We start from the raw sequence: 24,023 nt of genomic DNA, 5'->3' as shown, positions 1-24,023 counted from the left end.
GCCTTATGCCGCCTGGGATGCGCTGGAGGCCTGCTTGCGGGTCGCCGCAAGCGTGGAGAAATAGACATCCTCCAGACCGCCATCGACAACCGCGAACCCGTCGCCAGGGTCTTCGGATGACAGAATATGGATGATCGTCGAACCGGCGAACAGGCGGGTCGAGATCACTTCATATTTGGCGCGATAGTCATCCAGCTCTTCGCGCTTGATCGTCTTGGACCAGATCGTGCCGGTGGTTTGTGCGATCAGATCCAGCGGCGCGCCTTCGGATTGGATCCGGCCATTGGCAATAACGGCCATGTTGGGACAGAGATCGAGCACATCCTCGACAATATGGGTCGACAGGATGATCACCACATTCTCGCCAATCTCGGCGAGCAGATTGAGAAAGCGGTTGCGTTCTTCGGGATCGAGGCCGGCGGTCGGCTCGTCGACAATGATCAGTTCCGGATTGCCGATCAGCGCCTGGGCAATCCCGAACCGTTGCCGCATGCCGCCCGAAAAGCCGGCAATCGCCTTTTTGCGGACATCCCAGAGATTGGTCTGGTTGAGCAATGTTTCGACGGTCACCTTGCGATCGGCCTTGGACGCAACGCCCTTGAGCACCGCCATATGGTCGAGCATGTCATAGGCCGACACCCGAGGATAAACGCCAAAATCCTGCGGCAGATAGCCGAGCTGCTCGCGCAAGCGCTCGGGATCCTTCAGAATATCGAGGTCACCAAAGTGGATTTCGCCCTGTGTCGGGGTCTGCAAGGTCGCCACCGTGCGCATCAGCGTCGATTTTCCCGCGCCATTGGGGCCCAGCAAGCCAAACATGCCCTTGGGAATGCTCAGCGTGACATCATCAAGCGCCTTGGTCCCGTTGGGATAGATATGAGTGACATTGCGCAGTTCCAACATGCATATTCTCCAATAGATTTGGAGGTGTTATGCATATATAATACACCTTTGACAATAGGCTATTTCAATGGCGCGTAACGATCGCATGGCAGACGCGATGGCTGACACGCGCGGCTATTTCTTGGTAAACACCGCGATGCGGTCCTGCATATCCGGCCCGGTGCCTTCATTTTCCAGCACTTCCCATTGCAGACCAGCATCCAGCGGATCAGCATCGGTGGCTTCCAGCAGGCGTTTGTTGGCAGCATGGGAAAAGACCGAATTGGCCGTGATACGCTCCGCCACAGCGGCAATCTTGGCCTCAAATCCGTCCAGTGGCACGCTATATTCGGCAAGGCCGATACGCACCGCCTCGTTGGCGTCGATCATGTCGGCGGTGAACATCAGCCGCTTGGCGGTTGCGATACCCACCCGGCGCGGCAATCGCTGGCTCATCCCCCAGATCGGGGTCAGCGCCCATTTGGCATGGGTGTCGCCAAAGCGCGCGGTGTCCGCCGCGATGATAAAATCCGCAGCCAGTGCCACTTCCAGTGCACCGGTATAGCAATGACCATGGACCGCGGCGATGACCGGCTGGGGCAGCTTTTCCATCATGCGCAACGTTTCGCTATGCCAGCCGCGCGAGGGCACTGCTTCGCCTTCGGCAATATCGCCGAGATCATGGCCGGCGGAAAAACATTTGCCAGCGCCGCGCAGAACCACGCAACCAATGCCCTCATCCTTGCGAATATCCGCGACATGCGCACGCAGCTCGCGAAACAGCTCTACGGTCAATGCGTTCAGCTTATCCGGACGGTTCAGCGTCAGCCAGGCCACGCCCTTCTTGTCTTCGCGGAGTACCAGATCGGTCATGGGTTGTCCTTCTTCTTGCCTGTTGCCGTTCTTCCCGCCGGGATCTTACGATCAATCCCGGTCTTCTCACCTGTCAATTCGCATAGCCTGCAAGCGGTTGTCATTGTTCATACCGTAACATCATGCCCGTAAATCCAGGCGAGTCGATTATCAGCTTCGTCGGGCTTTACCTTGTTCGCCAGCCACAGCGCACCATAGGTCGCGGTCTTTCCGGGTGATGTCCGCCCATGGAACAAATCCGCATTGGCGCGCGCGGCCGCCTGTACCTTCGCCGTGCGATCCCGGCGCGCCGCGAAATAGGCGGACAGCGCCGTCCGATGATCGGTCTGCTCGGCCAGAAACCGCGCCAGAACATAGCCGTCTTCCAGCGCCTGCACCGCGCCCTGCGCCATGAACGGCAGCATCGGATGACACGCATCGCCAAGCAGCGCCACCCGGCCGTCGACCCATTGCTCGAGCGGATCGCGGTCGAACAGCGCCCAGCGATAATGGGCATCGGCCTGTTCGAGCAACCGGGTGACGGTTGGGTGCCAGCCGTGAAAATCAGCCAGCGCGGCGTCGCGCGTACCTTGTTCTGTCCAGCTTTCCTTCTGCCAGTCCGCCCGTTCAACGACGCCAACAAAATTGGCCAGCTTGCCGCCGCGCAGCAAATAGGTGACCGCATGCTGGCCCGCACCCAACCACAGGCTCGCGACCGGCAGAGGGCCATCGCGACCCAGCTTTGCCACTGGCACTACGGCGCGCCAGGCGACGTTGCCGGTGAAACGCGGCGCATCGGGACCGATCATCTGGGTGCGGATCGCGGATTTGATCCCGTCGGCACCAACGACAATGTCTCCTGCCACTTTCGATCCGTCTGCGAGCATCGCCCAGGCCCGCCGGTCATCTTGGCCATAGCCGGTCACCGCAATACCTGTTCGGATCGCATCCGGCATCCGTTCCGCCAGCGCATGCTGCAGCGTGGCGATCAAATCAGCCCGGTGGATATGCAGATAGGGGGCGCCAAAGCGCCGGTCATAGTCGGTCATGGAGTTGGTGAGCAAAACCCGCCCGGTACGTCCGTCGCGAAACTGGCTGGCACGCGGTCGAAAGCCGGCGGCTTCGACGGTCTTGTCCAAACCAAGTACGCGGAGGACTTTGACCCCATTGGGACTGATCTGAATACCGGCGCCAATCTCGCCCAACGCCGGAGCCTGCTCCAGCAGTTCGACATCCCAGCCTTGATGATGGAAACATAACGCTGCGTTCAGTCCGCCGATACCGCCGCCTGCGATGACTGCCTTCATAGCGGTATGCGTCCCTTTCTCTGGCGACACCTCTTGGGATGCCGACGACGGGGACAAGCCTATGGCATGTCAAATCCAGCGTCCATTGAAAAGTCCGGGCGCTGTCCAAACGGGCAAACTAGTGCTTCATATTCCCGCCACCACGGCCTTCGGTGAGCAGCGATTCGGTCAGAAAGACCAGATAGTCTGGATCCAGCGGTTTCTTGATATAGCCATCCGCCCCGGCAAAAGCCGCCAACTGGACATCTTTTTCACTGCTTCGGCCGGTCAGCATCAACACCGGCAGATTATAGAATTCCGGATTGAGACGAATGGCGCGAAGCACTTCGATGCCGGACAGTTCGGGGATTGTGCAGTCCAGGATGACCAGTTCGGGCCGCTTGACATTAATCGCGCGCAGCGCCGAAACCCCGTCCTCGACCAAACCGACAACATGGCCTTCATGTGCCAGCGTTTCACGGACGACAGAGCCGATGATATCGTCATCTTCAGCGTAAATAATCCGGGCCATTATGCAGCATTGTCCATGTGGCCGACTTTCAGCAACTCCGCGACAACGCTGCGAATATTGTCCGGGCGTTCGGCGCGGGTCCATTCCGCGATGCCGTCTTCCAGAACCCGGGCAATTTTTCCGAGTTCGGTTTCGCCGAACATCGCCGCGGTCCCGGCCAGCTTGTGCAGATGGTCCGAGCATTCTTTAAGTTCGCCGTCGGTAAAACTGTTCATCCGCACGAGACTCGCAAGACTGCAGAGCGCTTGATCCTTGCGCGCCTGATAGCGGTTGTTGAGATCATCCGAGACAGATATTTTCGTGACCGTGTCATCGGTAACGTTCGGGTCCGCGGGTTCGGGACCTTGCGTCGGGACCCATTCCGCCAGAGTCGTGTGGAGATCCTCAAACAGGATCGGTTTGGCGATATGGCCCTGCATGCCGGCGGCCCGGCAACTGTCAATATCTTCCTGATAGGCATTGGCCGAAATCGCGATAATCGGAAGCGTATCGGCGGAAATGCCGCTCGCCCGAACCATGCGCGTGGCTTCATAGCCGTCCATATAGGGCATCTGCACGTCCATCAGAACCAGATCAAACGGCTGTCCGTCAGAAAGCGCGGCATCAATCTTGGCAACGGCGTCGGCGCCGTCGTCGGCCAATTCCGTTGCATATCCAAGGCGTTCGGTCATCGCCTTGATCAACAGACGGTTGACATCATGGTCCTCCACCAGGAGCAATCGTCCCACGCTTGGCGGCGTAACAGCAACATTTTCTGGAGCATGTGATGGATTTTGATGGATTTCAGTCTGCACAAATTGTTCCTTTACGATATCTGGCCTGAATATTCTCGGCTGATCAAAACGGCAGAGACGGGGTGCACCATCCCTTTTTCCCTATTAATCAAGTCAATAAACGGTCAGCGCGCCAAAATGTTTAATGCCAATTTTTCGTCGCTTCCGGAAACCTGCAGAATCGGCGCGGTTGCGCACCAAAAGCCGATGAGCATCGATCAATTTTGAATGGTTGGTAAATCTGAACGGGGAAATGCCGTTATCCCTTGCATAAGCCGTCATTTTAACCATGACTTCGCTCTGACCGGCCCAAGGCAGAGCCGACGCCATGGATTGGAATTGCACGGCTCTGCAATCACAGGGGATTGGCGAGTGGCAAAAATATTATTGGCCGATGACGACGCACTGATCGGGGAAGTTGTTTCCCACATGCTGCGCGAAAATGATCATGAAGTTACCGTGGTAGATAGCGGTGGCAAAGTGATGCCGGCTATCGAGCAAGCCAAACCCGAACTGATCATTCTCGACAATCTCATGCCTGGCCTAAAAGGGATAGAAGTCCTTGTTCTGTTGCAGAAAAATGTCGCGACCGCAGACATTCCGGTGATCATGCTAACCGCCCAGACGGGTCGCAATCATATGATCGAAGCCTATGGCGCCGGGGCCACTGACTATCTGACCAAGCCATTTGATCCGCCGGTACTGATTGCCCGCGTGAGCAGCGCGCTTGGCATTTCCGACAAAGAATCGCCATCGCGGCGTGTAGCCTGAGCATGATGGATCCCCATTTCACGGCTCCCGACGATACCGGGAAAGAGAAACGGACAATTACGCTTATCCGTCTCGTCACCATTGTCGGGATTGCCTTGCTGATGGGTATCACCATCTGGTCCCACCAGGTCGTCTCGGCCACCAGCAGCCAGCGTAACCTCGCGACATTTACGGCTTTGGCTGATGACAATGGCCGGGCGATGCGCAATTTGCTGCATTCCTACAAACAAAGCCTCGACAGCGGTGCGGCGCTGTTCAGCGCGACAGAAACCGTTTCGCTGGCCGAGTGGAAAATCTTTGTCGACGAACTCGATATCAAGGAAAATCTGCCGGGTATCAACGGAATCGGTTATATTCGGCCGGTACTCCGCACCGAGCTCGAAGGTTATCTCCAGTGGACCAGAGACCGGGGCATCGAAGCGATTGATATCCATCCGCAAACCGATTTTTCGGAAATATTCTCGATCACCTATATCGAACCGCAAGAACCGAACAAGGAGGCCGTGGGTCTCGACATCGCGTTTGAAAGTAATCGCCGGCAAGCAGCCTATAAGGCCCGCGACACCGGTCGCGCGACAATTACCAAGCGGATTTTTCTGGTCCAGGACAAGACCAGAAGCGCAGGATTTCTATTGCTGAGACCGGTTTACTTTGCGGGGTTGCCGGTGGACAGTGCCATTGAACGCCGCGCCGCGTTCCGGGGATGGATCTATGCGCCGTTCATTGCGTCACGGTTCATGAAAGGGCTGACGGTGAGTCAGGAGAGCAGCCTTGATATTGAAGTTTATGACGGCACATCCGCGTTGGAATCCGAACTGATTCACGCCAGCAATCAAACCGGGAACAGAGACTGGACACCGCTATATTCGGTGAAGCGGACATTCCCAATGATGGAGCAGAACTGGACGGTCGTGTGGAAAAGCACACCGGAATTTGAAGCCAGCGTCACAACCCAGGAACCCCTGCTGATTCTTTTGGGTGGATCGGCCTTGACCATTGTCTTCATGATTCTGATGCTTTTCTACGCCAGACGGGAAGCCTATGTTCAGGAAGAAGTCCGGCGCAAGACGCAGGAGCTGGTAATCAAGGAGCGCGAAGTCAGCACGGCCCTCGCGCAGGCCGAGATCGCCACCGAAGCCAAATCCAATTTCCTCGCCAATATGAGCCACGAAATCCGCACCCCGATGAATGGCGTCATCGGGTTTACCCAATTGCTCGACGACGGCAATTTGAACGAGCAGCAACAGCGCTATGTCCAGATGATATCGGAATCCGGATCGGCGATGATGAGCCTGCTCAACGATATTCTCGATATTTCGAAAGTCGATGCCGGATTGATGGCGATAACCAGAAATCCAATCGATGTGCGGCATATCCTGGAAAGCTGTGTCAAGCTGGTATCACCAACGGCCGAAACCAAAGATCTCAAGCTGATCCTCGACATCGCCCCGGACTTCCCGCAGCTGGTGATGGGCGATGGCCTGCGATTGCGGCAGATTTTGCTCAATCTGCTGGGTAATGCGGTTAAATTTACCGAGAGCGGGCACATCACCTCGACCGTAAACTATCACCCACCCCGGGTTTTGGGCGGTCAGGTCACGCGCGATGCCGAAATGGTCATCGCTGTGCGGGACACCGGAATCGGGGTTCCGGAAGACCGGATAAATGCGATTTTTGATCCGTTCCAGCAGGCTGACGATTCCACCGCGCGCCAATATGGCGGCACCGGACTCGGGTTGAGCATCAGCAGTCAGCTGGTCACCTTGATGGGAGGCCGCATCATGCTCGATAGCGAAGTGGGTCGGGGTTCGGAATTTACCATCACATTGCCAGTCGAAGAACATGACCCCCAGCGATTGGATGACGATGACTCAGAGCTCCAGACCGCGCCAAAACCCGGCCGGGCCGAGGATCGATCCAGGCGAGATCCTGGTCGCGGAAGATCATGACGTCAATCAGATGCTAATGGGAGAAATGCTTGCCAAATTGGGGTATGAATATGACCTCGCCGCTGATGGTGCAGAGGCGTTTCGCTGTGTTGCCAACGCCGCCGATGAAGGGTGCCAATATGATCTGGTGCTGATGGATATTCAGATGCCCCAAGTCGATGGTCTGCAAGCCACCCGGATGATCAGAAACGAAGGCATTTCAGAAACAGAGCTGCCGATAATCGCGCTGACCGCCAATGCCTTTCAACAGGATGTGAAAAACTGCCTGGCAGTTGGTATGCAAGCCCATTTGGCAAAGCCTTTTGCAATCAAGGGCCTGCAAGAGATATTGACCAAGTGGATCACGGCCGATGCCGGGGAAATGCGGGCCGAGCCGGAACCGGTCGACGCCAATGTGGTCATTTAGGGCGATTTACTGCATCGCGGCATACATCGCCTGAACCAGACCCATGCCGCGCGGATCGCCCAACAGGCCGCCTTCCATCCGGTTCATCACGTAGGACAGACACAAGCCAGCATCCTGATCAACAAGCACCAGCGAGCCGCCAAACCCACCCCAAAAACAAGTGTTTTTATTGGGGCTCAGTGGCAGCAGATCGTTGTTCAGGCCATAGCCCATGCCATAGATCATCGGCACCTGAAGCACGAGATCGACACCGGAAAATTGCTGTTCAAATATCCGCCGGGTCGTAGCCTCGCTCATGATCGTTTTGCCGAACGCGCTGCCGCCATTGGCCATTGGTGTCTGGGCCCGCACAATACTGCGCGCATTGCCCTGGCCGTTGGCGGCGGGAATTTCTGCCGCACGCCAACCGCGTTCTCTGGGCTGGCGCGGATCCACTTTGGGATTGGCAAAGGTCCGTGCGGCAATCGAGATCCTTATCTGCCGGCATGATGGTTTCCGGCGGCGGGATCAGATTGCCGATCCGGCTGTCCATTTCCGGTCCGACACCAATATGAAAATCGGCCTGCAGCGGCGTGGCAATTTCCTGCTGGAAGAACTGACCGAGCGTTTGGCCGGTAACCCGGCGGACCACTTCGCCAATCAGATGACCTTGTGTCAGTCCGTGATAGCCGGCCTGGGTGCCGGGCTCCCACCATGGCGCCTGCCGCGCGAGCGCCGTGGTCATCCATTCCCAATCATAGAGCGCATCACCCTCAACCGGCTCGTCCATGCCTGACAGGCCAGCCATATGACTTAGAAAATGGCGAAGTTCGACGCTGTCCTTCCTGTTCTGCGCAAATTCTGGCCAATAAGTGGCGACGGTTGCATCCAGCGCGACCGCGCCGCGGTCGACCAGCAGCAAAAGCGCCATCGCGGCCATTGTCTTGGTACTCGACCAGACATTGACCAGGCTGTCTTCCTGCCATGGCTCGGTGCGCGCCTCATCGAGATGCCCGCCCCACAGGTCGACCACAAATTCGCCCTGCAAGGTAATCGCGACAGAGGCACCAATATCATTATGCTCGCGAAAATTGGTTTCAAACGCATCCTGCACCGCTGCAAAGCGGGAGTCGCACAGCCCCTGAATGGCGGGGTTAATCTGATCAGCCAAGTGCATTCTCCGTTTTATGAACCATCATCCAGACATCAACAGCGCGGCGCGCCCGTGCCTTCTTGTCGGCAGCGCTCATGTCAACTTTGTGACCATAACGCAGGAAAAGGTCCAGCCGTCCCATGACAAGGCCGGCAAACATTTCGGCCGATGCCATAATATCGGGACTGGTGATTTCGCCGTTTTCCATCGCCACCTGAAGCAGCTTGGTGAGATCACCGAGCAGGGCACGGGGACCATTGTCGAGAAAATAGTCTCCGATTTTGGGGTCGCGATTCACCTCTGCAGCGAGGATCCGTTCAAAGCGCACCATCTCGTCGCGGGTCAAAAAATCAAGCATGCCTTCGGCGGCGTAGAGCAGGACGTCGCGTAGGCTTTGATCCATCAGGTTTTCGACGGTAAAATTTTGCCGCATGTGACTGCATTCGGACTGGACCACAGCGGCGAACAGATTTTCCTTGTCCTGGAACCAGCTATAGATGGTCACCTTGGATACTTCCGCGCGGGCAGCGATCGCTTCGATGCTGGTGGCCGAAAACCCATGCGCAAAAAACTCTGCCCGCGCAGCCGCCAATATACCGGCAATCTTGCGCTGGCTGGCTGGCCGTTCCGCCTGCATATGCGTCTTGCTTTGTTCCGTTGCGATGATCCTGTTCCCCCTGGATCGATATATCATAGCACAAAATGAACGCTATCGTACAAATAAAACGTTGACGTTCATTTTCATCAATGGCATTTTATCCGGGCCTGGTAAAGTCCAGGTCGTTGCGATGACGGATGATCTTTTGATAACGCGCTTTTATAAAACGATAACATCACTTTTGTCGGTCATCGTGGTCACAACTGGCTGCGTCAGCATGGCGCCCGAATCGGCGGCACCGCGTATCGCCGATGGCGTGCCGGCGCAATTTGTGCAGCCATCGGACAGCGACGCGGCCTATCAACCGGCGCGGTGGTGGACGTCTTTTGAAGACCCTGTGCTCAACGCGTTGCTGGACGAAGCGCTGGCCAAAAATCTCGACCTAGCGGAAGCCGCCGCCCGTCTAAAAGCGGCCGAGGCGCAAGCGCGACTGTCGCGCAGCGGCCTGTTTCCGCAGGCCAACGCCACTGTCGGCAGCAGTTATTCGGATTCACCGGCGGCCGGCACCGGTTTTGGCGCAGCCGCAGGCGCGGGGAACCAGCGCATCGAAGTAGAAACCTATTCCTCCAGCCTCGCCTTTTCCTACGAAGTCGACATCTGGGGCAGGCTGCGGGATGATGCGCGCGCTGGTCGGGCCGATACGATTGCCGCCGCCGCCGATCTGCATGCGGTGCGTCTGGCAATCCTGGCCGAGACCATCACCAGCTATTTCGACCTGGTCGACACCCGGCATCAGATCGCGCTGACGACGAAGATCATTGATGTTCTCGGCGACCGCGTCAACCAGACCGAAGAACGCTATCGGCGCGGGCTGGTCACATCGTTCGAGCTCTATCAGGTGCGTCAGGATTTCCGGAATATTCAGGCCAGCCTGCCCCAGCGCGAAAGCCAGCTGGCGGCCACGCGCGGACAGCTGGCGGTGCTGATTGGCCGGTACGCGAATAATATGGATGACTTTCTCAATCAGCGGCTGGCCCCGAAACTCGCCTTTTCCGACATCCCTTCCGGTTTGCCGATCGACCTGCTCGCCCAGCGGCCAGACATTTTCGCCGAAGGCCAGCGCCTCGAAGCGGCGCGGTTCAATCTTGGCGCCCGCAAGGCCGAACGCTTCCCCTCGATCAGCCTGTCAGCCGGCACCGGGACTCAGGCTGGCAGCCCTTCGGGCCTGTTCGATATTTTTGACAAATGGGTATTGAATCTCGGCGCAAATCTGACCGCACCCTTGTTTCAGGGCGGCCGAATCCGCGCCAATATCGCCATCGCCGATGCGCAATATGCCCAGCAAACCGCGGTTTATGCGCGCACGGTGCTGACCGCCTATCAGGAAGTCGGCGCGGCCATCGAACGCTATGAGGAAGAACGCCAGCGCTACCGTTTTCTGTTCTCACAACTCGATGAAGCCAATGCTGCGGCGAATCTGCAATCCCGGCGGTTCGCCAGCGGGGTCGGCAGCTATGTCGATTATCTGGACGCATTGCGGGCGCAATATCAGGTGCAATCGTCGCTGTCATCGGCAGCCCGTGATGTCGCACTGGCGCGGCTCGCGGTGCACCGGGCCCTGGGAGGCAGCTGGGATGCGCCGCAGCCTGTAGCCGTCAGTCCATCCGGCAATCCGGCAAGTGATCCAGAAATCAAACCGGCTCCGGCCAATCAAGGAGACCAGTAAGTGCGTCGACAGTCTGTCATCGGTGGTGTGATCCTGCTGGCCGCCATTGCGCTCGCGGCCTTGCTGATTTTTCTGCGCGAAGAGCCGGAGGAAAAAGCTCCCGATGAAACGATACCGCTGGTTCAGGCTGTCCCGCTCGAGATCCGGTCGGGCAATCTGATGGTCAGCGGTGCCGGCACGGTTCGCGCCCGCGAAGAGGTCACGTTGGCGGCCGAGGTTCCGGGCAAGCTGGTCTATGTCAATCCGAACTTGCGCGAAGGACAGACCATCACCCGCGGCACGATTCTGTTCCGCATCGATACGGCAGATTATCGCAACGCCGTGCAAACCGCACAGGCGGATGTCGCGTCCCAGGATGTCGCCTTGCTGCAGGCCCGCGAGGAAGTCGCGCTGGCCGAAGCGGAACTGGCGCGCTTTGAGGAGCGCAGCGGCAGCGGTGCCGGCAGCGCCTATGCCAGCGTCGACAAGAGCGACTATGCTGCCCAGATCTTGCCGCCCGACAGTCTGGCACGAACCCGGAACCCTACGCCAGACGACCGCGCAGACACCACCAGCACCAACGGTCTGGCCACACGGCAACCGCAACTCAAATCGGCGCAGGCTGGCCTCCGCCGTGCCCGGGCCCAGCTGGCCGATGCCCAGACCGCGCTCAACCGAACCGTTGTCCGTGCGCCCTTTTCGGGTGTCGTGCGGACCGAACAAATCGCCCTGGGCAGCTACGTCCAACCGGGTCAGTCGCTCGGCTCGATGGTTGGCATCGCCGATTTCGAGGCGGTGATCCCGCTATCGGAGAAGGACGCGGCGCTGATTCCCGGGCTATGGCGCGGATCCGGCGGACAAATCGAAGCCTCGATCTTTTCGGACTATGGCGGCAAACGCTATCGCTGGCAGGGTTTTGTCGATCGCGCCAACAGCCTGCTCAATCCCCAAACCCGCACGATTGACGTGTTTTTGCGCATCCCCAATCCGTTGCGCGGCGGCGCACCGGCTGCGACCGGCACTGACGAACAGCAATCGGCTACGGCTTCGGGCGCCCCACCGCTCTTCGTCGGCAGCTTTGTGGATGCCGAGATTACCGGCAAAGCGATTGATCGATATGCCGTCCTGCCCCTGGCCGCGCTGAAACCAGGCAACACGGTCTGGCTGGTTCGCGAGGGACGATTGCGCATCGTGACGGTCGAAATATTGCAGCGGACCGACAAGACGGCCTTGATCAGCAGCGAGGGCCTCGGCAGCAAACCCGTGGCGATTATCGGCAGTCTGAACGTTGCGACCGAAGGCCAGCGGGTCCGCATCGCCGGACAAACCGAGCCCAATCAGAAGACAAAACCGTCTAAACCCGCAGCGCAGAAACCAGCGCAAACGGACTCCGCACCGGCATCATGAGCGCAGACACTTCTTCTGATCAGGCTGCTCCGGAACGACCGAGCAAGGCGGTCATGGAACAGACCGGCGTGGTCGCTTTCATGGCCCGCAACGGCGTCGCAGCCAATTTGCTGATGCTGTTCTTTCTGGTCGCCGGCATCGTGTCCTTCGGGTCGATCGTCCAGGAGGTTTTTCCCGAGAACAGCCTCGACACCGTCCAGATCCAGGTCGCCTATCCCGGTGCGACGCCCGATGAAGTCGAAGAATCCATCATCCAGAAAATCGAGGAGGCTGTGGAAGCCGTCGATGGGGTGAAGAAGGTCAAATCCACGGCCTCTGAAAATCTCGGCTCCGTGTCGGTGGAGCTCGAACTGGGCACCGATATCAACCGCGCGCTGGACGATGTGAAGGCAGAGATCGACCAGATCCAGACCTTCCCCGATGAAGCGGAAGAACCCGAGGTGCGCGAGCTGACCACCCGGCAGAGCGTGTTGCGGATCGCGATATTTGGCGATGTGTCGGAAACCGCACTCAAGGAAACCGCCTATCGGCTGGAAGACTCGCTGTCGGCGCTGCGCGAGATATCCTTTGTCGATACCAGTTCGATCCGGGATTATGAGATATCGGTCGAGGTGCCGCAAAACACCCTGCAAGCCTTTGGCCTGTCGCTGACCGATATATCCCGAACCATCGCACAAAGCAGCCTCGACAGTCCGGCCGGTTCAATCGACACCGATACCGAAGAGGTTCGGGTCCGCACCATCGGCCAGAATTACGATCAGCAGGCGTTCGAGAATATCGTGCTGGTGAGCAACGCAAATGGCACGCTTGTTCGCCTGGGTCAGGTTGCGACGATCAAGGACGAATTTGAAGACGCCGATCTGCTGCCGCTCTACAATGGCAAGCCGGTCGCCTTTGTCGAGGTCTTCCGGACCAGCGATGAACGGGTGCTCGATGTCGCCGCCGCCGCCAAACAGCATCTTGAGGAAGATTTCGCCAAGACCCTACCAGAAGGCATCTCCTATGCGGTGTGGAGCGATGATTCCGAATTGCTCAATGACCGTTTGAGCCTGTTGCTCAAAAATGCCGCCATCGGCCTGTTCCTCGTGCTGCTTGCGCTCACGCTGTTCCTCGATATCCGCCTGGCCGCGTGGACTGCCGTCGGTATTGGCGTGACCTTTATCGGAGCAATCTATCTGCTCGAACTGGCCGGATCGAGCATCAACATGTTCTCGCTATTCGGTTTCATTCTCGCGCTCGGGCTGGTGGTCGATGACGCCATTGTGGTCGGCGAGAATATCTATGCACAGCGCGAAAGCGGCCGCACCGGCCTGGGCGCCTCGGTGATGGGCGCGCGGCGGGTGACCAAGCCGGTGATCTTCGCCGTGCTGACGACCGTTGCGGCCTTTTCTCCGCTGTTCACGATCGGCGGTACGATCGGGAAGCTGGTCGCCGACGTGCCGCTGGTGGTGGTCTGCGTACTGATCCTCTCGCTGATTGAGAGCTTGCTGATCCTGCCCAATCACCTCAGCCATCTGCCGCCGCCGGGCGCCAAGACCCACAATCCCGTCACCCGCTTCTTCGAACGGGTGCAAAAGACCGTCGACACCTATTATCAGGCCTTTGTCGACGGGCCGCTGGACAAGGCGCTGAACTTTTCCATCCGCATGCCTTTCGTGATTGTTTCGGCCGGCGTGGCGCTGTTGATCCTGTTTGCGTCGTTCATTCCGGCGGGCATTATCAAAGTCGGGTTTTTCCCTTCGATCGAAGCTGATGTCGTGACCGCCAGTCTCGAAATGCCGGCGGGCACGCCGATTGAGGAAACCGAACGCGTCGCCCGTCTGATCGAGCAAGGCGGACGGAAAGCCTTTGCCCGGTTTGAAACTGAGCGTCCCGAGGATGAGCCAACGCCGCTGCGGGGCATATTCACGACCGTTGGCCAGGCGGCGCGAACCTCGGGCCCCGAGCCGGGTGGCGGCGGTCTCGCGGCGAATATCGCCAGTGTCCAGTTCAGCTTCGTTCCGGGAGACACCCGCAGCCTGGAAGCCAAGGCGTTTGAAAATGCCTGGCGCGAGGAGGTCGGCCCGCTGGTTGAAGTCCGTTCGCTGGTCTTCGCGTCTGATCTGTTGTCAGCCGGCGCACCGGTCAATGTTCAGCTATCCGATCCGGATCCGGCAATTGTCGATGCCGCCGCCGCGCAACTGATGGCCGAGCTCGGACGCTTTACCGGCGTTTTCGATATCGAAACCGATCAGGATGAAGGACTCAAGGAGATCCAGCTCCGGCTCAAACCGGAAGCCCGGTCGCTTGGCGTAACTTTGCAGGACGTGGCTTTTCAGGTGCGCGCAGCCTTTTTCGGCAGCGAAGCCTTGCGGGTCCAGCGCGGTCAGGAAGATGTCCGGGTCTATATTCGCCTGCCCGAAGAGGAGCGCAATTCGATCAGCGATGTCGAACGGTTCCGGGTTCGGGTGCCCGGCGGCGAAGTCGCGCTGTCGGCGCTGGCCGATGTGTCCTTCGGCCAGGCGCCATCGGTCATTCAGCGCACGGATGGGCGCCGGATCACCACCATCACGGCCGATCTGGATGACGATATTGTCACCAGCCAGGAAATTGCCGAGGTGATTGAAACCGATATCATGCCGAAATTGCAGGCCGATTATCCGCAACTGCTCTACACGCTCGGCGGCGAGCAGGAAGAGCAGGCGGAATCCTTCGGCGATCTCGGCACCGCTCTGGTCTTTGCGCTGCTCGCGATTTACGCGCTGCTGGCGATCCCGTTCCGCTCCTATCTGCAACCGCTGATCATCATGGCGATCATTCCGTTCGGGATTATCGGCGCGCTGATCGGGCATCTTCTGCTCGGTCTCCAGCTGGTCATCTTGAGCGTGTTCGGGATTATTGCGTTGTCGGGCGTGATCATAAACGGTTCGCTGGTGATGATCGATTTCATCAACGAGAATCTGGAGTCGGGCATGCCGATCCACGAGGCGATTATTACCGGGGCAAAGTCCCGCTTTCGCCCGATCATGCTGACTTCACTAACCACCTTTCTGGGTGTTGCGCCGATTACGTTTGAAACCAGCCTGCAAGCCCAGTTCCTGATTCCGATGGCGGCGAGTCTCGGTTTTGGTGTGTTGTTCGGAGCCTTCATCCTGCAATTGCTGATTCCGGCGCTGGTGGTGCTCGAATATCGCGGCAAGCACCGGTTTAAGGCGCTCTGGGCCAATCGGACATCGCGGCAGCATCCGAACGAACAGCTTGCCTCCGATAGCCAGGCATAGCTTCCGAAAATAGCGGTTTGCTGCGAATATCACTGGCCCCGCGGCCAGAAAATCAAAATAATCGTCACAATTTGCCATATCGCAACAAGTGTATTGGCGAGTCATCCTAACAGGGTGTTGCCGCATCATGCGGTGAACAACAGGGCCTCTTAACCCCCTTCCCCGAATGACCGGGGAAAGACGAGATGCCTTAGACCCTAAGGAGAAATACGATGAAAACGACAAAAGTACTGGCGGCTTCAGCTGCAGTGGTTGCTTTGGCCGTTGGCGCACCTGCCATGGCTCAGCAAAACCAGAATAATGATGTAACCGACACCAACAACGGTGCGGTGGTCGTCAATGACCTGCTGGATGTATATCTTGCAGCAGACGCCAGCACGACAAACACGCTGGATGACATCAACAGCAATAACAACAACAACAACGACCTTGTTATTGCGACGCAAACGCTGACCGCTTACAACACCAACTATCAGATGGACGAACTCGTCGATCTCGATGGTGAAGACGGTACACCAGCACCCGTGGGCTATAACAGCGGCGACAACTATGTTCGCGGCAATGCCTTCGCAGCTTTTGCTGGCATCCTGAACCAGTCATGGAACACCGGCATCAACTCCAACGCTCAGTCTGCAACCAACATTGCAGCACAGGGCACCATCAACTTCGGTGATGGCGCTGCTGAAGCGGCTGGTGGCGGAGCCGGTGGCGGCGATTAATCGCCGTCCGCTGACTTGCTGAAGGACGGGCCGGTTTCAGCCGATGGAGCCGGCCCTTCCATCCCCCGACACCCGAATCCCCCAACCGGGAGTAGAACGATGAAAAAACACTATTGGCTTCTTGTAATGGGCCCCTTGGCCATGACCGCTGTTCAAGCCAATGCGCAAGCCGCAGATCAGGGTTCTGCATCCCAGACACCCGCGACTTCGGAGCAGCAATCTCCATCCCAGACCCATTCCACAGACACCGCGCCAAGCCGCTCTCCAATCATGTCGATGGACGAACTGGATGACCTGCGCGGCGGCACACAAATCGCAATAAACGAACAAACCTTCAGCTCGGAAAATACCGGCAACACCATCAATGGCGACTTTGCCGCCGGCGATGTCAGCCTGTCAGACAATGCGCTGTCCGGCTTTAACGGTCTTGGTAACATTGTGATCAACACCGGCGCACAGTCGGCGCTCCAGGCTGGCCTGGCAGTGACGATCAACATTACCGATTGATGAGTAAGGAATAGGCCATGAACCCCACTTCCCCCACCCCGTGTGGCCTATTCCCAGCCTATCCTCCCTTCAGGACAAGCCTGAAGGGAGGACTGCGGGCCTTGACCGGTCTTTCCCTGTTCAGCGCGCTGCTCTGCAGCTCGATAGCCCAGGGTGAAGTCCGCGTTGGCCGCGAAGCCTTGGGTGGGGATTTTACGGTTGGCGTGATGACCTGGTGGGATATCCCGTTCCGCTCCGTGATCCGGCAACGCTATGATTTCAGCTGCGGATCCGCCGCTGTCGCAACGCTGCTGACCTATCACTATCACCGGCCGACAGCCGAGCGCACACCGTTCAAGGCGATGTGGGACCTGGGCGACAAGGAAACCATCAAGAAAGTCGGATTTTCCATGCTCGACATGCGGAAATATCTGAACTCCATCGGCTATCGCGCCGAAGGGTTCAAGCTGACGACCGACCAGCTGGCGCAAGTGAAGCGCCCGGTCATCGTGCTGCTCGACCTGGACGGTTTCAAGCATTTTGTCGTGGTCAAGGGCCAGAATAACGACCAGCTGCTGGTCGGTGATTCCGTGCTCGGTATCAACAAATATTCGACCGCAGATTTCGACAAATATTGGAACGGCGTCGCACTGGCGATTGTCGACGGACCGATCACAAAACGGCCGCGCTACAATCTGGACGGCGACTGGAACCGCTGGTCCACCGCTCCGACCGACCAGGTTTCCGCAACATCGACAATCGGCAATCTAACCAATCACCTTCCCCCCTGTACCAGATCTCGCCCGAGCTGCTGCTCGACGTGAGGGTCGGTACTGTCAGATGAGAGACGCGTCATGAAAAAGAAACATATCGACTTCGCAACCGTGGCCTGCATCGTGTTGTCCAGCGCGCTGCTGATGCCCGAGACCGCCCAGGCTGAACCCGTGCCGGCGGTTGGCTTGCCCGCACTTGTTCCGGACGAAGATCTGGACAAGTTGCGCGGCGGGTTTGTTGTGTCCGGACTGGGCGTGAACTTTGGCGCGGACATTCGCACCTATGTCAATGGCGAGCTGCTGTTGCAAACCGTGCTCAACTGGAGCGACGAAGGCGCACAAACCGTGCAGACGGCAGCGGCTGGTCTTAGCCCGGTGGATATTTCAACGCTCGAAAACGGGGTTTTGTCCAACGGCAATATCCGCATGAAGGTCGGCGATACACCGGTCTATCTGCTCAATGACGGCCAGACCGCGATCGTTCATGAAACCGCAAATGGTGTCCAGAACATGCTGCTCAACACGGCCTCCGGCCTTGAAGCGGTTCAGGAAGTGGATGCGACGCTGACCCTGTCGGGATATGAAAGCTTCAACAGTGACTTGATGATGGACCGGATCGGCAGCGCGCTGAACGACATTGCCGGCCAGGCAGGAATCGGGGCCCTCGGGAACTGAAGGGGCGCAGACCGGTTGCCAATCCAACCGGCCTGAAACTGAAGCACTACCAACCAGTGAGGAGGTTGGTAGTGCTTTTTTTATGATATATTGGACTGATCGGAGGTCGGCCATCCGCACAAAGCCCGCCAATCCAACCGGCTTCAAACGAGAGGGTGACGAGAGCCCCCTTTTGCCATAGGATCTGCCGATGCAATTTGAAATTGCCTTTGCCATTGGCTGGGCGCTTATCCTTACCGTCGGCGGCGGCCTGTTGACTTCGATTGACAGCTGGTATCATCGGCTCGAAAAGCCAAGCTGGCAGCCGCCCGACTGGCTGTTTGGCCCGGCATGGACGATCATTTTGGGATTGGCGGCCTGGGCGTTTGTTCTGGCTTGGAACGGCACCAGCACAGAGGCCGACCGGATGCTGTTGCTGGGGCTATATGGCACCAATTTCCTGTTCCACTTTCTCTGGTCGCCGCTATTTTTCAAGGCCCAGCGACCGGATTGGGCGCTGATCGAGGTACCCTTCCTCTGGGCTTCGGTGCTGGCGCTGTGCATCGGTCTGCGGCCATGGTCGGAATGGGCGAGCTGGATGATTGTGCCTTATCTCGCATGGGTCAGCTTTGCAGCCCTGCTCAACGCCAGTATCGTCCGGCTGAACGGCCCGTTTGGAACGCGGGCCAGCGATTAGCGACCAAACCATCTTGAGGCTGCGACAGGCCTCAGGTGCAGCAGATCAACACAGGATCGCTTTCCTACATCGCGGCCGCTCGCTATCATATTGGTGATTTCGTCCGGCTCTTTCTCATCATGCATAATAGACGCACAACGGGTGTGATTTGTGTGAACTTTCGGCGAGCGCCGGAATCCCGGCACTTATGATCGCCAGCGGTAACTGGGGGTGTGAAATATGTGAACTTTGACGACAACCGCGTGCCGTTGAGAGGGTGTGAAATATGTGAACTTCACACCCTCCCTCGCGACGGGCGTCGGTTTGTCCAATGATCAGAAGCGCAGCGGAATCCGCGCGACGATGCTGACATCAGGGGCATCTTCGGTCATGCCGAATTGAAAGCCGAGATTCAGCGACTGCTTTTCACTGAGACGATAAGACATGCCGAAATTCAGCGATCCAACCTGGATGTCATTGCTTTCCTGCAAGGTGTCGCCAAGCTGGGTCTTGGTCGAGAAAATATAGTTATGACGGTAGCCGAGCGAGAAAGAGAAGCGCGGGTTCAGGGCAAAGCCGAAACCGACATTAGCATTGATCGCATCACCGGGGTCCACTTTGCCGACGAACACATCGCCGACCACGCGGTCGATATTGCGTTCGATATTCCACAAATAGCCGGTGCCGCCATAGATCACGACCGGATCGGACGGCAGCAGGAAGCTCAGGCTGGGCTGGAAACCCCAAAAGCCGGAACCGGTTGCCAGTCCCGTCGCCACACCAAATTCATCAAACGGGATTTCATAAGGACTGGAGCCGGTGTCCGTCTTCACCCGCAAGCCCGCAACCCAGATCGGGGTCTGCGGCTTGGGGCTGTTAAGTTGATAGCGCAGCGCGATTTCGGCATCACCAATCCCGGTTTCCTCGAGACCGATTTCGCGCGTAATCTGTTCCTCGCGTTGCTGGACGACCTGAATCCGGTCCTTGCGATAGAGCAGCGGCACACGGCCTTCAATCTCGAGCCGGTTGGTCAGACCATAGCGCATCGCAAAAGTTCCGATCACCGTGTCGCGGTCGGCATCGCTGGCTTCGATGGCGCCAATCTGGATACCCGGAATCAGCTCGATACCGCGAAACACCAGGCGGTTGGTCGACGACCGTGTATATTCGATCGACGGATCAAGAACGAACTGCCCGCGTGGGGTCAGCACGCCCTGTCCTTCCGGCACCGACTCCACTTTCTGTTCGATATTATTGGCCTGCGGCGGGGCTTCCCCAACCGGTTCTTCGGGCAGAGTCAGCCGGTCGTCAGGCGTCGATCCGATCTGGTTGGCAGCGGTTTGCACCTGCTCCTGCTGGATGCCAGCGCCGCGCATTTCAGACAGATATTGGGACGACTGTACCGGATAGCGGTCCAGTGAAGGCGCATTGGCCCGCACCAGCTGGTTGTGCAATTCCAGCTGCTGAATCTTCTCATTCTGGTTGGCGATCAGCGCCTGTTGTCCCGCCACCAGCTTTTTCTGCTCGGCAAGCTCCGACTGGATCGCGCGCAACGCCGTCATGATCGCGGTGGCATCGTCAGCGGGAGCCGCCGGTGGTTCTGCTACCGTTTTCTCGACAACCGGTACCGGTTTCTGCGCGGCCACAGGCGAAGGTTGCGCCGGTTCTGATGACGCTATGATTTCGGGCCGGGTTTGCCCGGGCCCCGGTTGAGAGCGTCGAACGTCGGCAGATTGTGACAGATCCACCATAGGCTGCGGCGCAGGAACTTGGGTCGGAACTGGTGCCGGAGCTCCGGTTGGAGCGGGTTCACCAGCCTGTCCGCGCAGCGCTTTTAACCGCGCCATGATCTTGGCGGTTTCGGCTGCGGCCTGCTCGGGTGTGAAAGCCGGTCCGCTCTGAACCGGCAACGCAGCGCCCTTGGGGGGTGCGGCGCCGTCACTGGCCCCCCACGCCTCCCCGCCGGACAGGGACAGGATCGGGATAGCGGTGAGATAGAATAGCGGCTTCAATCTTGTAATTGTCATTGGATTTCTCCCATCATGGTCTCGCGCGGGCCGATCAGGCCGCTGATAAAGCGCCGAGACAAAGGTCTGCTGCAGGGTGAATTTCATGTCCGTCCTCGGGCATCAATCCGTCATGATCCTCGCCGGCCAGGCGGCACAGGCCGGCCTTGTCGGTGATCTGGACCGCGTGCCGCCCGTCAATTCTGATCAGCCCGCGACGGGCAAGATCGGAGAATGTCCGGCTCACCGTGTGGACGGTCAGCCCGAGAAAGTCGGCAATATCGCCGCGCGACATCGGCAACCGGATATCAATGCCGCTATTGCCGCGCTGTTGCAGACATAAAAGAAACGCCGCGAGCTTTTCTGTCGCCGTACGGTGTCCCATGATGAACAGATAACGCTGCGCGCTCGACATCGCCCGAAACAGGATCGAGACCGTTTCGTCGAGATCCGGCTTGGGATCTTGCTGGCGGGTAATATCGCCAACGCGATAGCATCGGACCACGACATCGGTCACCGCCTCGGCGGCGGTGCCATAGAAGCCATGATCGGCCCCGAAGACATCGCCGGCAAAATAGAAACCGGTCAGATGGCGATGACCATCAATGTGAAAGCGGCAGGTCCGCACCGTGCCGCGCACCACTTCGTACCAGCGGGTTGCCTTCTGTCCTTCGTCAAAGATCAACCGGCCTGCGCGAAACCGCAGCAAGGTTGTGTGTAAGTTTGTGTTGGGCCCCGATTGCAATGGGGGTGTTGCTAAATCCGTAACCATTCGTGCTGTCTCCTGTAAAAGATCCTAAGCACGACCCTGAATTGCGCTCCGGGCTTGTGGCACCCGGTTACGCGGCCTTGAACGCGGCCTTGTCCTCGACGACAGTAGATACTGGCTTTCCGCTGTTCTGGTCTATCCGGCAATTCGCGTGCCGGGTTTGCCTGACTCAAACCACACGGGTTTTTGCGTGGCAATTATCCCTAAGTAAAATCACCCACTCAACCTGAGTTCAAATGTAAAATGCTGTAAATTCAGATAGTTGGCATAGGCATTTTTGTCCTATACCCCGCACATATCCGCCGTTTATACATCTAACAATCAACCAGTATTAATGGTATGATCACAGTGATTTGGCGATGACCTGTTCTGGAGGGACCCATTAACAGTACGCTATAGTTGGCTTCGCACGCCAGCCCAAGTCGCGCGCATTATCCGGCCGCGCCACCGACATTTGAAACGGTGGTGCCGGGCAAGGTCGGGTGAATACAGGGGGTTATCTTTGTTTGGCAATGTTGCCAGGCAAAAGCTATGAAGAGGTGACCTGAAAATGTTGAACCACAGAGATCTGGCAAGCGATCCGGTTCTCACATCGAGAGAGATGGAGATTCTGGAATATATCGCACAGGGGTTGTCGACCAAGGAGGTCGCTCAACACATACATATCGCGCCACGGACGGTCGATCGGCATGTCGAGAATGTCCGCTTGAAGCTGCGTGCTCGCAATCGGACTCATATGGTCGCCTGTGCGGTCATGGCGGGTTTGCTGCAGGTCGACGACCATCAGTCGGATGTGGCAAATGACGCCAATGGCGCGGGGCATGATCGGACACCGTTTTTCAATAACCAGCCATCCCGTATCGCGGAATGACAGGTACAGATTCTCGTGCGCCTGGGGCTGTCTATGCCCTCGCGCCTGTCATGCATGACCGCCAGCATTCTCGATTGGCGGGCGCCTGAGCCCGTTAGACCAGCCGGCGCGGGGCTCTTCTCGCCTGGTCTCTAGCCGCGGGTACCGGCGAAACCCCTAAAGATCGCTATCCCCCTTGCTCAGATCCGGTTTCCCGTCTGTAAAGCAGCGGGACTCGGACTGATATCAACTGCATCGACAACCCGGTTGCGGCCTTTCGCCTTGGCTTCGTAGAGCGCCATATCGGCCCGGCGCAAAGCCATTTGATAGGTTTCTCCGGCACCGATGCTAGCGAGACCGATACTGACCGTGACATTGTCCTGTTCCGGCAGTTCCGGGTGATGGATCATGCCGATGGCCAGCCGCAAGTGCTGAGCCACAACCATACGATCCTGCGAGCTGACGGCGTCAAGCAGGATGATGAATTCTTCGCCACCGATCCGCGCAACCTCCCCAAAGACGCCACCAAAGACCGCAAGGCTGCGCTCACCCTTTTAAGCACCTGATCGCCGGCATCGTGGCCATAGTTGTCATTCACCTGCTTGAAGCGGTCGAGGTCGGCGATCATCACCGTTCGTCCCATTCCCCGGTCGTCCGCCAGTTCAACAGCGACAAATTCATCGATACCGCGGCGATTGAGCAATCCTGTCAGTGGATCGGTCTTGGTCGCCATCAGATGTTTGGTGATAATGTCATTGCCGATCACAATCAGCATCACGACCCCGCAGGCCAGCGCAGACAAGGCGCTGGTTGAATGCAGAACCAGCGCATAGACCGACTGGTGGTAGTTGGCCGCTGTATAGCTGAGTCCGAAAAACCCGTAGATGATGATCGGCCGCAGCAAATAGGTGAGAACGATGATTGCAATCAAGGCGAACATGATGCGTTCCAGTACACCACGATGATGATTGCCAAGCGGGATCAGCGAGTAGACCAGTATCAGCCCCGCGATCGTCGCGGATATGAAGGATCGCGAGATGATATCGGGGACGATGAAACTGAACCACAGCAAGCCGGCACCGCCGGCAACGATCAGGCTCATAATCCGGCCGATCGGAAAAGGCACCGCATATCGACGATAAATGCCAATGGTCAGCGTCAGGCTAAAGGTCCAGAATGCTGCCTTCGCCGCAAGATCAGACAAAGTCGGATCCAGAAACTCGCGGCCGATATCGAGAATAAATGCGCCCAGACCGCTGGCGAAGGCGATCGCCAGCCATCCTGCGAAAACCTGTTTCCGGTCGAACAGGAACAGCCCGCCGAAGACGCAGGAAAACAAAGCCAGAATGACCCCCGTCAGGGCGCGAAAAAGGATCGCCTCATCCATCCGCGGAAGCTATGCGCAAATTCTCAATATTGGCTTAAAAGTGGTCAAATTGGCCAAAAGCACAGAGATTCCTGTTCAAATTTGTCCGAAAATCATGTATGTGCTTGGAAAATTTATAAGATTTGAGTGTTGGGAGTTTTGCAACGAGCG

Annotated in this window: 24 protein-coding genes and 1 pseudogene; 12 read left to right on the top strand and 13 right to left on the bottom strand. The window is 57.9% G+C overall.

Annotated elements, in window-relative coordinates:
- Positions 1–3: 3 nt before the first annotated feature.
- The 6 genes from ACZ1GS_RS01855 to ACZ1GS_RS01830 all read right to left on the bottom strand — a co-directional run bounded on the left by ACZ1GS_RS01855 (position 4) and on the right by ACZ1GS_RS01830 (position 4,655).
- Positions 4–903: an ABC transporter ATP-binding protein gene (locus ACZ1GS_RS01855; protein WP_472696797.1), complete on the bottom strand. Its 900-nt coding sequence runs from the start codon at positions 901–903 to the stop codon at positions 4–6.
- Between the two features lie 114 nt (positions 904–1,017).
- On the bottom strand, positions 1,018–1,755 hold the full coding sequence (locus ACZ1GS_RS01850; RefSeq protein WP_472696796.1) for an enoyl-CoA hydratase/isomerase family protein: 738 nt from the start codon (positions 1,753–1,755) through the stop codon (positions 1,018–1,020).
- Positions 1,756–1,862: 107 nt separating this feature from the next.
- Positions 1,863–3,041, bottom strand: a complete 1,179-nt coding sequence (locus ACZ1GS_RS01845) for an FAD-dependent monooxygenase (protein ID WP_472696795.1) — start codon at positions 3,039–3,041, stop codon at positions 1,863–1,865.
- A 118-nt stretch (positions 3,042–3,159) separates the two neighbouring features.
- Positions 3,160–3,552: a response regulator gene (locus tag ACZ1GS_RS01840; protein WP_472696794.1), complete on the bottom strand. Its 393-nt coding sequence runs from the start codon at positions 3,550–3,552 to the stop codon at positions 3,160–3,162.
- Positions 3,552–4,280, bottom strand: a complete 729-nt coding sequence (locus ACZ1GS_RS01835) for a response regulator (protein WP_472696793.1) — start codon at positions 4,278–4,280, stop codon at positions 3,552–3,554. The genes ACZ1GS_RS01840 and ACZ1GS_RS01835 overlap by 1 nt, the downstream gene beginning before the upstream one ends.
- A 159-nt stretch (positions 4,281–4,439) precedes the next feature.
- Positions 4,440–4,655: a hypothetical protein gene (locus ACZ1GS_RS01830; protein WP_472696792.1), complete on the bottom strand. Its 216-nt coding sequence runs from the start codon at positions 4,653–4,655 to the stop codon at positions 4,440–4,442.
- Between the two features lie 42 nt (positions 4,656–4,697).
- Here ACZ1GS_RS01830 and ACZ1GS_RS01825 point away from each other — a divergent pair, with 42 nt between their 5' ends.
- From ACZ1GS_RS01825 to ACZ1GS_RS01815, 3 genes are read left to right on the top strand one after another with little or no spacing between them, the layout of a single operon-like run.
- Positions 4,698–5,096, top strand: a complete 399-nt coding sequence (locus tag ACZ1GS_RS01825) for a response regulator (protein WP_472696791.1) — start codon at positions 4,698–4,700, stop codon at positions 5,094–5,096.
- Between the two features lie 2 nt (positions 5,097–5,098).
- Positions 5,099–7,045 carry a CHASE domain-containing protein gene (locus ACZ1GS_RS01820; protein WP_472696790.1) on the top strand — a complete coding sequence of 649 codons (1,947 nt, stop codon included), beginning with the start codon at positions 5,099–5,101 and terminating at the stop codon, positions 7,043–7,045.
- A 16-nt stretch (positions 7,046–7,061) separates the two neighbouring features.
- Positions 7,062–7,451 (top strand): response regulator, encoded by a 390-nt coding sequence (locus tag ACZ1GS_RS01815; protein ID WP_472696789.1) that lies wholly within the window; start codon positions 7,062–7,064, stop codon positions 7,449–7,451.
- 6 nt (positions 7,452–7,457) lie between these two features.
- On the opposite strand, the gene ACZ1GS_RS01810 is transcribed toward ACZ1GS_RS01815, so the two are convergent.
- The 3 genes and pseudogenes from ACZ1GS_RS01810 to ACZ1GS_RS01800 form a co-directional block, all read right to left on the bottom strand.
- On the bottom strand, positions 7,458–7,886 hold the full coding sequence (locus ACZ1GS_RS01810; RefSeq protein ID WP_472696788.1) for a serine hydrolase: 429 nt from the start codon (positions 7,884–7,886) through the stop codon (positions 7,458–7,460).
- Between the two features lie 139 nt (positions 7,887–8,025).
- Positions 8,026–8,607, bottom strand: a pseudogene (locus ACZ1GS_RS01805) (serine hydrolase domain-containing protein); the annotation flags it as partial.
- On the bottom strand, positions 8,594–9,220 hold the full coding sequence (locus ACZ1GS_RS01800) for a TetR/AcrR family transcriptional regulator (RefSeq protein ID WP_472696787.1): 627 nt from the start codon (positions 9,218–9,220) through the stop codon (positions 8,594–8,596). The gene ACZ1GS_RS01800 and the pseudogene ACZ1GS_RS01805, both read right to left, overlap by 14 nt.
- 238 nt (positions 9,221–9,458) lie before the next feature.
- Here ACZ1GS_RS01800 and ACZ1GS_RS01795 point away from each other — a divergent pair, with 238 nt between their 5' ends.
- The 8 genes from ACZ1GS_RS01795 (at position 9,459) to ACZ1GS_RS01760 (ending at position 18,882) form a co-directional block, all read left to right on the top strand.
- Positions 9,459–10,907, top strand: coding sequence for an efflux transporter outer membrane subunit (locus tag ACZ1GS_RS01795; protein ID WP_472696786.1), 1,449 nt, complete (start codon positions 9,459–9,461; stop codon positions 10,905–10,907).
- A complete protein-coding gene (locus ACZ1GS_RS01790) occupies positions 10,908–12,293 on the top strand; it encodes an efflux RND transporter periplasmic adaptor subunit (RefSeq protein ID WP_472696785.1) in 1,386 nt (461 codons plus the stop codon).
- Complete coding sequence (locus tag ACZ1GS_RS01785; protein WP_472696784.1) at positions 12,290–15,553, top strand: efflux RND transporter permease subunit; 3,264 nt, start codon at positions 12,290–12,292, stop codon at positions 15,551–15,553. The genes ACZ1GS_RS01790 and ACZ1GS_RS01785 overlap by 4 nt, the downstream gene beginning before the upstream one ends.
- A 212-nt stretch (positions 15,554–15,765) precedes the next feature.
- Entirely contained in the window at positions 15,766–16,272 is a 507-nt protein-coding gene (locus ACZ1GS_RS01780; protein WP_472696783.1) for a hypothetical protein, read from the top strand.
- 141 nt (positions 16,273–16,413) lie between these two features.
- Complete coding sequence (locus ACZ1GS_RS01775) at positions 16,414–16,779, top strand: hypothetical protein (RefSeq protein WP_472696782.1); 366 nt, start codon at positions 16,414–16,416, stop codon at positions 16,777–16,779.
- 101 nt (positions 16,780–16,880) lie between these two features.
- A complete protein-coding gene (locus ACZ1GS_RS01770) occupies positions 16,881–17,582 on the top strand; it encodes a C39 family peptidase (RefSeq protein WP_472696781.1) in 702 nt (233 codons plus the stop codon).
- Positions 17,583–17,612: 30 nt separating this feature from the next.
- Positions 17,613–18,206, top strand: a complete 594-nt coding sequence (locus ACZ1GS_RS01765) for a hypothetical protein (RefSeq protein ID WP_472696780.1) — start codon at positions 17,613–17,615, stop codon at positions 18,204–18,206.
- Positions 18,207–18,396: 190 nt separating this feature from the next.
- Positions 18,397–18,882 carry a TspO/MBR family protein gene (locus ACZ1GS_RS01760; protein WP_472696779.1) on the top strand — a complete coding sequence of 162 codons (486 nt, stop codon included), beginning with the start codon at positions 18,397–18,399 and terminating at the stop codon, positions 18,880–18,882.
- Between the two features lie 314 nt (positions 18,883–19,196).
- Here the strand turns inward: ACZ1GS_RS01760 and ACZ1GS_RS01755 are convergent, their stop codons facing one another.
- The gene (locus ACZ1GS_RS01755) at positions 19,197–20,888 is read right to left on the bottom strand and encodes a transporter (protein WP_472696778.1); all 1,692 of its coding nucleotides are present in this window, start codon (positions 20,886–20,888) and stop codon (positions 19,197–19,199) included.
- 34 nt (positions 20,889–20,922) lie between these two features.
- On the bottom strand, positions 20,923–21,576 hold the full coding sequence (locus tag ACZ1GS_RS01750) for a helix-turn-helix domain-containing protein (RefSeq protein WP_472696777.1): 654 nt from the start codon (positions 21,574–21,576) through the stop codon (positions 20,923–20,925).
- A gap of 610 nt (positions 21,577–22,186) precedes the next feature.
- On the opposite strand from ACZ1GS_RS01750, the gene ACZ1GS_RS01745 reads away from it, so the two are divergent.
- Positions 22,187–22,507 (top strand): helix-turn-helix domain-containing protein, encoded by a 321-nt coding sequence (locus tag ACZ1GS_RS01745; protein WP_472696776.1) that lies wholly within the window; start codon positions 22,187–22,189, stop codon positions 22,505–22,507.
- Positions 22,508–22,686: 179 nt separating this feature from the next.
- On the opposite strand, the gene ACZ1GS_RS01740 is transcribed toward ACZ1GS_RS01745, so the two are convergent.
- Both ACZ1GS_RS01740 and ACZ1GS_RS01735 read right to left on the bottom strand, forming a co-directional pair.
- Positions 22,687–22,962 (bottom strand): diguanylate cyclase, encoded by a 276-nt coding sequence (locus ACZ1GS_RS01740; RefSeq protein ID WP_472698051.1) that lies wholly within the window; start codon positions 22,960–22,962, stop codon positions 22,687–22,689.
- A complete protein-coding gene (locus tag ACZ1GS_RS01735) occupies positions 22,893–23,873 on the bottom strand; it encodes a GGDEF domain-containing protein (RefSeq protein WP_472696775.1) in 981 nt (326 codons plus the stop codon). The genes ACZ1GS_RS01740 and ACZ1GS_RS01735 overlap by 70 nt, the downstream gene beginning before the upstream one ends.
- Between the last annotated feature and the right edge of the window lie 150 nt (positions 23,874–24,023).

Source organism: Parasphingorhabdus sp. W113, from assembly GCF_055693205.1.
The sequence above is the reverse complement of the archived record's forward strand: the minus strand, read 5'-3'. Positions and strand labels throughout refer to the sequence as shown.

Bases quoted from the DNA above. Each gene is read 5' to 3' on its own strand.
- ACZ1GS_RS01855 (WP_472696797.1), bottom strand. From the start codon at position 903: ATGTTGGAACTGCGCAATGTCACTCATATCTATCCCAACGGGACCAAG.
- ACZ1GS_RS01850 (WP_472696796.1), bottom strand. From the start codon at position 1,755: ATGACCGATCTGGTACTCCGCGAAGACAAGAAGGGCGTGGCCTGGCTG.
- ACZ1GS_RS01845 (WP_472696795.1), bottom strand. From the start codon at position 3,041: ATGAAGGCAGTCATCGCAGGCGGCGGTATCGGCGGACTGAACGCAGCG.
- ACZ1GS_RS01840 (WP_472696794.1), bottom strand. From the start codon at position 3,552: ATGGCCCGGATTATTTACGCTGAAGATGACGATATCATCGGCTCTGTC.
- ACZ1GS_RS01830 (WP_472696792.1), bottom strand. From the start codon at position 4,655: ATGGCGTCGGCTCTGCCTTGGGCCGGTCAGAGCGAAGTCATGGTTAAA.
- ACZ1GS_RS01820 (WP_472696790.1), top strand. From the start codon at position 5,099: ATGATGGATCCCCATTTCACGGCTCCCGACGATACCGGGAAAGAGAAA.
- ACZ1GS_RS01815 (WP_472696789.1), top strand. From the start codon at position 7,062: ATGGGAGAAATGCTTGCCAAATTGGGGTATGAATATGACCTCGCCGCT.
- ACZ1GS_RS01800 (WP_472696787.1), bottom strand. From the start codon at position 9,220: ATGCAGGCGGAACGGCCAGCCAGCCAGCGCAAGATTGCCGGTATATTG.
- ACZ1GS_RS01795 (WP_472696786.1), top strand. From the start codon at position 9,459: ATGGCGCCCGAATCGGCGGCACCGCGTATCGCCGATGGCGTGCCGGCG.
- ACZ1GS_RS01785 (WP_472696784.1), top strand. From the start codon at position 12,290: ATGAGCGCAGACACTTCTTCTGATCAGGCTGCTCCGGAACGACCGAGC.
- ACZ1GS_RS01780 (WP_472696783.1), top strand. From the start codon at position 15,766: ATGAAAACGACAAAAGTACTGGCGGCTTCAGCTGCAGTGGTTGCTTTG.
- ACZ1GS_RS01775 (WP_472696782.1), top strand. From the start codon at position 16,414: ATGACCGCTGTTCAAGCCAATGCGCAAGCCGCAGATCAGGGTTCTGCA.
- ACZ1GS_RS01765 (WP_472696780.1), top strand. From the start codon at position 17,613: ATGAAAAAGAAACATATCGACTTCGCAACCGTGGCCTGCATCGTGTTG.
- ACZ1GS_RS01760 (WP_472696779.1), top strand. From the start codon at position 18,397: ATGCAATTTGAAATTGCCTTTGCCATTGGCTGGGCGCTTATCCTTACC.
- ACZ1GS_RS01755 (WP_472696778.1), bottom strand. From the start codon at position 20,888: ATGACAATTACAAGATTGAAGCCGCTATTCTATCTCACCGCTATCCCG.
- ACZ1GS_RS01745 (WP_472696776.1), top strand. From the start codon at position 22,187: ATGTTGAACCACAGAGATCTGGCAAGCGATCCGGTTCTCACATCGAGA.
- ACZ1GS_RS01735 (WP_472696775.1), bottom strand. From the start codon at position 23,873: ATGGATGAGGCGATCCTTTTTCGCGCCCTGACGGGGGTCATTCTGGCT.